This window comes from Armatimonadota bacterium (assembly GCA_013359125.1).
Lineage (GTDB): Bacteria > Armatimonadota > Fimbriimonadia > Fimbriimonadales > GBS-DC > JABWCR01.
Genome location: JABWCR010000038.1, coordinates 1 through 9,800, shown reverse-complemented (window position 1 = coordinate 9,800; position 9,800 = coordinate 1). Strand labels below are relative to the sequence as shown.

Below are 9,800 nucleotides of genomic sequence, written 5' to 3'. Positions count from 1 at the left end.
CTCTCGTGTTTCGCGCGGGGGGGGGGGGGTGGCCTCTTGCCTCTGCTCGGACTTGTCGCCGTTTTCCTGACCAGCGCTGCTACATACGCTCAGCCAAACAGGAACTTTGCTGAAAAGGGGCTTTCGCATTATGGTCTCAATTCCAACCAGGTCAAACTTGAAGAGGGCCGAGCGTTAGTCGTTCATCAGAACGCACATGTCGGCGAAGGCGATTGCCGACGGAACCCAGGAGTCGTTTACGTTACGGGCAAAGTTCGCACATCGGGCGAGCAGCCCCGCGACGACATCGTCGTGCTGAAGGTCCATGCCTGTACAATTCAACTTATTCAGGCGGCCCAAGAGCCGTGCCCGATAGAAGAAACTTGGCCAAGGACCTACAACGGGCCGGCAATGGCGATGATGCAGGCAATGCCATAGGCCTCGATCAAGACGGCGCGGTCTACGTGGCAGGCACCGTGCAAGGAACGTCCAGCAAGGACATGGTCGTGCTCAAATACTCGCCGGACGGCGACTTGAAGTGGGCAAGAACATACGATCGCTCGGGTCTTGACGACCGTGCGTCCGCCATGGTCGTAACGCCGCAAGGTCATTGCTATGTTGCTGGCTACACGACCAGCGGAGAGACTCCCAACAAAGACATGACCGTGATCAAGGTCATGCCCGATGGAAGCCTGGATTGGGCCAAGCACGCTTCGTTTGGCGGATCCGCCGCTTTGGACGACCGTGCGACCTGCATAGCGATCGGGGCAACTATCTCTTTGCCGCTGGAGAACATCGACCTGGCGGAACCGCAGTAGACATCGGCGTCATGAGGATCAAGCTGGATAATCCAAATTCCGTTGACTATTTCGTGTTCGACGGCAACGGTTCGGACGCAGATTGGGCCAGTGCTGTCGTAGCGAACTCAGCGGGAGAGGTCTATGTGGGCGGCCTATCGGTCGTCAGCTCCGACGGCTCGGTGCGCGACATGGTCAGCTTTAAGCTCAAGCCGAACGGCGACTACGTCGGCTCAGGCGTCCGCATTTTCGACGGTTACGGTCCCCAGATAGGCACGGTATCGTTCTTCACAGTGCCGCTGTTTGGAGACGCTAATGAAGACGATTGCGTGGACGACACCGACCAGGCGATCGTGCCGGAGGAATGGGGCCAGCAAGGATCGGGGCTTGCCGGCGATGTGAACGGCGACGGCATTGTCGACGACACCGATCTGGACCTCGTCCGTCTTCAGTCCCCTCCCCAAACGCTCCGCGTTTGGGGAGGGGATATAGGGGAGGGGCGCCTTTCGGGATCCCTCCGCACCCGACGTTCGGTGCGGAGAGTTAAGACCCTCGGCTCGCGGGGACGCTCGCCCTCCCGCCTGGCCCCCGTTCCTCGGCTCGCAGTCTCGGGCCTCGTCCGTCTTCAGTCCCCTCCCCAAACGCGGAGCGTTTGGGGAGGGGATATAGGGGAGGGACGCCTTTCGTTCTATCGGGATCCCTCCGCACCCGCCGTTCGGTGCGGAGGGTTAAGGCCCTCGGCTCGCGGGGACGCTCGCCCTCCCGCCTGGCGTTCCGGCAGAATGCCTCGCGCAAAGGGGCAAAGATCGCTAAGATCGTTGGGAAGGCCGCCGGGACGGCGGCGGTACATTGGGGGGCGTTCGAGAAGCAAAGGGCCAGGCGGAAGCCTGGCGTTCCGGCAAAAGGCCAATCACATCGTGCGTGCGGCGGTCAAACGCCGTGCGAACCCTCATGATGATGCGCAGGGATTCCGACAATGGCTTCTGTAGCGATCTGTTTGGGAGGATTCTATCGATGGGACGACGCGAACGAAAAGACAAGGTGCCGATTGATCAGCGCCCGGTGTCGATCAGCGTGGCCAGCCGGCTGACGGGCGTGGAAACTCACACCCTGCGCTATTGGGAGAAGGAGTTCGAGGACTTTCTCAATCCGGTTCGAACCGGAGGCGGTCAGCGTCGATATCGGCCCGAAGACATTGAGACGATTGCCGAAATAAGGCGATTGTTGAAGGACGAGATGTTCTCCATCGCGGGTGCCAGAAGGGCGCTGCTGACCCGCATGAACGGTTCTGGCCGCAAAAATGGCCGAGCAAAGACGGCGCGCAACTGAGATGCGTGCAAGGCGGGCGTCTCCCTATCCGTACAGTTCTCGCGAGATTCAGACCTGGTGGCGCAAACATCCTGATTCGATCGAGATTTGTGCCGTTCGGTTTTCGCGAGATAGCCGAATTCGAGCCGAGGTGTGGCTCCGAGACCCGCAGGGCCCCCAATACCTCTATTTGCCTTTCTGGACGATCGATCCTCGCGCCGGCCTAAGGATCGTCGCCCCTCAAGAGGCACAGCCGATTCCGGCTCGATGGAAGGCCAAGATCGATTCTTGGCTTCCGACAACGGCTTCGACCCTGCTTTCTTTATTGAACGACGATCAATCTGGTTCGACCGTGCAGGCGTTGGACGCTGAGAGCGAATCCTTAGCCTCGACAGCGCTGTCTGCGGACGCGCTAGCCTTGAGATTAGCTCAGGCGGATCGAATCTCCGATGGCGTATCGGGCTTGATGGCGGCGGTCGGCGCTTGCGCGGCTTTGGCATGGCGCCAGGCGGGCTATTCGGCCAGTTCGATCACCGTCATCGATGAAGACCCGAAGGCTTTGGCGATCGCAGACGCTTTGATCGATGACGCCAGGGTTGACTTTCGCACCTCTCGAAGCCTAACCAGCGGAGAGTTTGACTGTTTGATTGCAGAAGCGAACGAAGATTGGGGCGCTTTGCTCCCTTGCCTGAAGGAAAGCGGGAAGTTGTTTCTGACTCTTCAAGACGCAAGGTTGGCCGAACCGGTCCATCGAACTTTGTCAAAGCAGTTTGGTCAAATCGAGTGGTTGGGACAGGCGCCGTTTCTGGCTCTGGACGATTGGAGGCATGAGGGCGCGATCGGCAGTTTGACCGAAGGTTGGCCTTGCGGCGCGTTAGCGGTGTGCGAGGGCTACGGCCAGTCCGACAAACCAAGTTTGTTCGCATTGCGACCGCCTCTACGGCCGTCCTTAGGCGTTGTGGTGAACGCTGCGCGCAGTTCCTCTTCGCTCTCCGCGTGCTTGGCATCGGTCAACGACTGGGCCGACGAGGTATTGGTGCGAAAGAGCGATGAGGATCATGCTGAAGCCCAGTGCGAGTGGACCTTGTCGCTGGAATCGACCGAGCGTCTGACTGCAGAGTGTCGAGAGTTCATCGACGGTCTCTTGGCGCTGAGCGGCGATTGCGCCGATGCCTTCAAGTTGCCTTGTCGATCTTACTTTTTAGATCGATGGATCGTCCATGCGTTCGACTGGTATCCCGGGGATCGAGGCGCCCGACTGACCAGAAACGGCGCTGAGATTAGCCGCATGGCGCAGACGCCAAACATACCGCCTCAATGCGCCGTCATCTCGACCGCCGCCGACACAATCGAGTCGTTCCTTCAACGCGCTGTGGTCGCTGCTAGAGAAGTGGCGGCCCTCAGGCTGGAGGGCGGATTTAGCTGGAAAGAGGTCGGCGAGCGGTTCGTATCGGCATTGGGCTCGGGCTACTTTGAGACCGAGGGCTATCGAGACGGGCATCACGGTCTGTTGCTTTCATGGCTGGGAGCGTTTGTCGAGACGCTGCCCCAACTGATGATTCTGGAGGAAAAACTGAAGCGCGGAAGCCTTGCGCCAGTCGAAGACGAGTTGCCGACCAGCGGCGCCGACCTGTTGCCGACAGATCGTTTCGCCAGCCTATCGCGCCCTATGTCGCCGCCCGCTGCGATCATGTCCAAAGTCATCGAGAGCCTCTCACCCGTCGGGTTCGAGAACGCCCTTGAGATTCACTGTGGAGACGGGTCGTTCTTGTCGTCCATCCGCTATTTGGCGAAGAATCGGACAGGCATCGATCCAGATCCATACCTGACGGTTGCGAACTTGGATTCGAGCAGAACGTTTGCCCAATCGAGATGGCAGGATGCCGAGTTTGAGCCCGGACAGTTCGATCTCATCGTCTGTCAGCGCTTGCCCGACGGCGAGGAATTGGCCTTCATCCAGCAAGTTTCGCCGTGGCTGGCGTCGGGCGGAAGCCTAATTCTCGCGGCTCCCACAAAGCAAATCTCGTCGCGCGAACTTCGGAGTTTGCTGGCGCTAGAGTTCGGTCTGCCCAGCCGGTCTATCTACTTGTCAGATACGCTCTCGATCGTTGTGCTGAGCAATGGCGAGAAGACGGTGAAAGAAGGTCGGTCGCTCATAGTCGCGGGCAAGGATCGGTACGGATTTAACACATCGGACTTGTCAGAAGCCTTGCTGACCGCCCGCGCTTTGACCGATGCGGGGCATGTTACAGATGCGGCGTTCGATTGCATTCCGGACGGGGAGCCATACGAAACGGTCTATCTGGTCGGCCAGCCTGCGCCTCGCATCGTGGAGCAGGTTCGGGGTTACCGCTGCCCCATAATCCGATTGCTGCCGGATCGCGCGCGAGCCCTAAGGGTCAAGTTGGCCGACTGGGATTGGTCGCCGCCGGATACCTCGGTCGATTGCGACTTGGCCATTGGTTGGACGCCCGAAGAGGCCTCCGAATGCGCGCCTCCTGCGATCGATCTTGCGGCAGTCAACGCCTGCCAGAAAAGTTCGGCCGATCCGCAGTTGCCCGACGGGAAGTTCTACCTGTTCGTCGGCGACATCGACGCAACGAGCAACTTGGCCAACGTGCTCTTAGCGGTCAAGAACTCAAAGACAAAACTGGTCGTTATCGGGCAATTGGCATCGCCGCAGTACGGAGAGCTCTGTCGCCAGACGGCAGGCTCCAACGTGCTTTTCCTCGGCCCTCGGAGCCCGGTCGATGCGATGGCGGCGATGAGGAGAGCGGCAGTTGTGGTCGCCCCGACTCTCGCTTCCAGACCGTCTGACGCTGTCCTGTGGGCAACGGCGATCGGCGTTCCTTGCGTTGTTCAAAACACGCCCGTCTGTCATGAAATCTTGGGCGCTCGCGCGGTCTACTGCGATCCGCTCGATCCAGCGTCGATCATGGAGGCGGCCAAATCCGTCAAGAAGGCTCGCGCCAATTCGGCCGCCATCGATTGGAGCGAGCGAGCGGCTCGGATAGTAGAGGTCGGCGAGCGACCGCTAGCAAGACGTTCTTCGAAGAAATCAAAGCCAAAAGCCGCATAGGAGAGATCAATGCCAAGACGCCCGGATCAGAAGACTAAACTTCCCCCTGTCCTTTGGCAGGGGAGTTTTCGATCGGCTCACAGCTTGGCAAAAGTCAATCGCGAATTGGTCGGCGCCTTGCGTCGGCTTGATCCTGAATGGCAACTATCTCTTATTGCGGACGAGCATGGTGCGCAACTTCCGGAAGGGTTCGATACGGGCGAGCGGCAAGCCGCGGACCAACTCTCCGAGTTCCGCGCGGTCGTGCGGCATCAGTTTCCTCCCGATTGGAGCGCATTGCCCGGTGCAACCGTTTACATCCAGCCCTGGGAGTTTGGCGTTGCGCCCGAGGCTTGGGTCAAGGCGCTCGGCGAGGGCGACCGTCGTCTATGGACGCCCAGCGAGTTCAGCCGGCAGTCGTTCGTCTTGGGCGGCCTGTCGCCCGATCTCGTTCGCGTCGTCCCTAACGGAATCGATCCTGAAGTCTATTCGCCCAATGGCAAGAAACTGGACCTTGCAAAACAGGGAGCGCTAAACGCCGACGACTTAAAGGGTCGGACGAAGTTTCTCTTTGTCGGTGGAACCATCCAGAGAAAGGGCATCGATTTGGTCATCGACGCCTATCGTCAGACCTTTACGCGCAACGATCCGGTCGCTCTGGTCGTGAAGGACTTTGGCGCGCAGGACGTTTATAGTCGGAAGAACTGGTCGAACGAACTTCGGGAGATGGCGAACGATCCGCAAGGGCCGGTAGTCGCCTATATCGACCGAACCATGACCGAGGCCGAGATGGCGAGCCTGATGCGCGCCTGCGATTGTCTGATCGCTCCGTATCGCGCCGAAGGTTTTGGACTGCCCATCTTGGAAGCAATGGCCTGCGGCCTAGCGACCATTGTTACGAACGCCGGACCAGCCCCAGAGTTCTGTAGCCCATCGACCTCATGGCTGATCGATGCGGAAATTCGGGAACTAGGGCAGTTGAGCGACGAGTATCGCGCGGCCAAGACGCCTTTCTGGCACGAGCCGATCCTGGAATCCCTGTGCCTATCGATGAAGACGGCTTTGGAACAGGCTGCCGAGCGAAAGCAGAAGGGCGCCTGGGCGGCAGCGGTCGCTTCGGGCCAATTCAGTTGGGATGCGGCGGCGATCAAAGCAGCCGAGGCGCTTGACGAATTGCATAGCGCTGAGAAGAAGACCACCTACTACGACATGGGCCGATCGTGGCTGGATCATGGCCAATCGGCTTTGGCTTTGACCGCGCTAACCCGATCGGCGATGGAGCGCCCCGACGACCCGCGCACGCGAGAAGCATTAGTAACGGCCTTGCTTCAACAGAATCGCTGGCAGGAAGCCGAGGAGACCCTTGAGAAGATACTCCGCGTTCACCCGGACGATGTCGGACTAAGGGCGCAAAGAGTCTGGTTGAGGCTCTATTCTCAGCGCGAGACCGAGGCGATCGAGGACGCATTGTGGCTGATCGATGCGACCGAGCCGGATGCGGGCCTTAAGCAAGAGACCCTTGCGCCGTTGCGCGACTTCTGTTTGGCAAGCGGAATGGCGAGCGAAGCGGCGCGTTTGACGGAGGCGATCGGCGACAACGGTCCGATCGAGCCGGTAGGGACCAAGATCAGTCTCGTGATGATTGCCAAGAACGAAGCCGAGATGCTGCCGGATTGCCTGAAGGCGGCTAAGGGGGCTTTTGACGAGTTTATCCTGGTGGACACAGGCTCTGCCGACTCCACGATCAACATTGCAAAGGCCAACGGCGCCAAGGTGATCGAGCGCGAATGGACGGACGACTTTTCGGCCGCGCGCAATGCTGGGCTAGCGCAGGCGACCGGCGAATGGATTCTGTGGCTGGATGCCGACGAGCGCCTCACGCCCGAGTCGATCGAGATTATCCGAACGGCGGCGCATAGACCGCAATTTGGGGCCTACTATATCGAGATCGTCAACCTATTGGACGGCGAATCGAAGGAAAACGTCTTTGTGCATCGGGCCGTTCGCCTGTTCCGACGGACATCGTTCGCTAAGTGGACCGGTCGCCTGCACGAACAGGTGCTCGAGGCTTTTCAATCGAACGGCTACAAGGCGGCCAACCTGCAGGGCGCGCAGATCATCCACCTTGGTTACGATCGCAAGATGATGGAAGCGAGAGGCAAAGGCGAGCGAAACATTCGGCTGCTCGAGCAATCTCTGGCCGAGGCTCCGGACGATGCCTTTCAACTGTTCAACTTGGCCAATACGCTCTTCGATTTGGCGCAATACGATCAGGCTTTGGATCTGCTGGACAGGGCCTGCGAACTGATCGAGCCGTTTCAAGACTTTGCGGCGGTTGCATGGAGCCAACGGATCACGTGTCTGTACTCTTTAGGACGAGTACAAGAGGCTTGTCAAGTCGGCGCCCAAGCAGTCGCTCGCGGGATCGACCATCCTCTGCTTTGGTATAGCTACGCCGAGGCCTGCAATTTAAGCGAGAAGTACAAAGACGCTCTGAATTGCCTTGAGAAGGCGCGTCAGCGAGCCATCGAGACCGGTCTCATGTCGCAATCCGGGCAACTCATGCGCTCTAGCGGATTTGTAGGCGACCCTCACATCATCACCTACAAATGGCACTACACGCGGGCGCGCGCGCTGTTAGGGTTGAGGAAGACGAAAGAGGCCGAGCAAGAGGCAGAGAAAGCGCTGGAGCTGAATCCCGGTTATCCCGAAGCGAGCTATCTCTTGGCCGAACTGAAGCGCCTCGACGGTCGTTTCGAACAGGCTGACAAGCACTACGAGCACGCTCTGAAATCGGCAAAGATCGCAATCGCAGCCTCTAAGGATCGGGCCAACATGCACTGGGGCGAGGGCGACTTTAAGAAGGCGGGGACAGCCTTCGAAGCCGCCTGCGTGCTTGACCCGGGCGACGAAACGTGTTGGCATCGATGGATGCATTGCGGCGAGCAGACGCAGGACCCGGAGATGGTTGTTCGAGCGTTCAAATTCTTAGAAGAGAGGGATATGCCGGTATCCGTCGATGCCCGCGTAAACTGGGGCCGCGCCTACTGGGCTCTCGGTCGCCCAGAAGAGGGATTGGAGCAGTTGATGTTGGCGGTGCAGGCCGATCCGAACAATGCGAACGCATTGTTCAACGCTGGCGACGCTATTTATCAGTTGGGCGCCTATGGGGATGCGGCAGACGTATACAGCGCGGCGCTCAGGATTGACGGCTCGAATGCCGACGGATGGTTTGTCCTGGGCAACTGCTACTATAGGTTGGGCGTGTACGATGCGGCGAAGATCGCCTTTAAGCGGTGCATAGCGCTGGATCCTCAGCATCGATCGGCTTTGCAGAACCTGGCGCTGACCGAAGAGGCGCTCAAGATGACCGCGGCTTGATCGACCCAGCAGGATATGCGATCCGACCGTCGAATCTCTCCTCAGTTTTGAACCTATTCGGCGAGAACGAGCGTCCAAAATAAGGTACGATAAGTCGGTATTGCCAGGAGGAGACATCATGCGGCGCGTTACGATTGCCTTGTTGTTGATGAGTACGGTCTGGGCCTGTGCGCAGGCGCCCTTCACCATCGTTAGACCCAAGAACGGCGCGAGCGTGCGCGAAAAGGTCGAGTTTCGAGTGCCCAAGAACAGCGTGTCGGAAAACTCGTATCTCATCCTGAAAATCGACGATCAGTTCCAATACGCCATCGCCCGACAGGCGTTGGGCGAGGATACTGAACATCTAATCTGGGCTTGGGACACCAAGAAGGAAAAGATCGCCGACGGGCCGCATAAGATCGAGCTTGAGCTTTGGGAGACGGCCGGAGCCACAACGCAGGCTCGCCTGGTCGACCGCACGTCGGTTTCCGTTACCATCTCCAACATGATCCAAGGCGTGCCGGCGACAGGCATTCCATTGGCCTACAAATGGCGACCTTCTCAAATCCTGGATTATCACCAGAACTACATGATCAAGTCGATTACCGAGGCGCGTCGAACCGGGACTACGATAGCCGACGAGACCGATTTGGACATTCGAACTAAGATTCAAGGCGTTGTTGTGGATCGGCGACCGGAAGGCTTCATGTTCTCCTGGATTCCGATGTTGCCCATTCGCTTGGCTATTGGCGATTCGGTCAACTATCTGAACGAAGATCAGTTGGCCGCGACCTACTGGCGCGTGGACGGTACCGGATACAACGACATTGGGTTTGAGGTCCTTGGGCAAGAGTGGTACTACGCAACGTTTGTGGACCTCCCTCGCATTCCAAAGCGGAACTATAGCGTTGGCGATAGTTGGGCTACAGGTTTCATAGCGGTCGATCCGACCAACACGCAAACCTCCTTGGCCGATCGAATCGTTCTAGCAACAACGGGTACGGCCAAGTTAACTTCCTTTGAATGGGAGCGCGGTTACAAATGCGCTCGAATTGAGATCACGCCGCTCATGACTCCTCCAAACCTCTCTATAGGGGGAACGGCCTTTCAGCGCGTCAAGATCAGTCGCTTGGTCTGGTTTGCCTACGACATTGGCGCAGTGATCAAGCAAGAGACTCGCGTCGAGATGGAGCGCGCGAGCCGAGAGGGGGTTGGCGCCGGCGCCGAGGGCAGCGGCCCCGCTCCTCGAAGGTTTGGCGGCGCGCCCGCAAGTCTTGGCGGACGTGGCGGCGCCGAGG

General features: G+C 58.9%; 7 protein-coding genes. All 7 read left to right on the top strand.

Features of this window, described 5'->3' with window-relative positions; all coding sequences use genetic code 11:
• The first annotated feature begins 36 nt into the window (after positions 1–36).
• Positions 37–417: a hypothetical protein gene (locus HUU60_12560; protein NUL83536.1), complete on the top strand. Its 381-nt coding sequence runs from the start codon at positions 37–39 to the stop codon at positions 415–417.
• Positions 345–797 carry a hypothetical protein gene (locus HUU60_12555; protein NUL83535.1) on the top strand — a complete coding sequence of 151 codons (453 nt, stop codon included), beginning with the start codon at positions 345–347 and terminating at the stop codon, positions 795–797. The genes HUU60_12560 and HUU60_12555 overlap by 73 nt, the downstream gene beginning before the upstream one ends.
• 11 nt (positions 798–808) lie before the next feature.
• Entirely contained in the window at positions 809–1,765 is a 957-nt protein-coding gene (locus HUU60_12550; GenBank protein ID NUL83534.1) for a hypothetical protein, read from the top strand.
• 25 nt (positions 1,766–1,790) lie between these two features.
• Entirely contained in the window at positions 1,791–2,105 is a 315-nt protein-coding gene (locus HUU60_12545) for a MerR family transcriptional regulator (GenBank protein NUL83533.1), read from the top strand.
• Between the two features lies 1 nt (position 2,106).
• Positions 2,107–5,163, top strand: coding sequence for a glycosyltransferase (locus tag HUU60_12540; GenBank protein NUL83532.1), 3,057 nt, complete (start codon positions 2,107–2,109; stop codon positions 5,161–5,163).
• Between the two features lie 9 nt (positions 5,164–5,172).
• Complete coding sequence (locus HUU60_12535) at positions 5,173–8,523, top strand: tetratricopeptide repeat protein (protein NUL83531.1); 3,351 nt, start codon at positions 5,173–5,175, stop codon at positions 8,521–8,523.
• A gap of 118 nt (positions 8,524–8,641) precedes the next feature.
• The coding region (locus HUU60_12530) for a hypothetical protein (protein ID NUL83530.1) at positions 8,642–9,800 on the top strand (1,159 nt) is incomplete at its 3' end.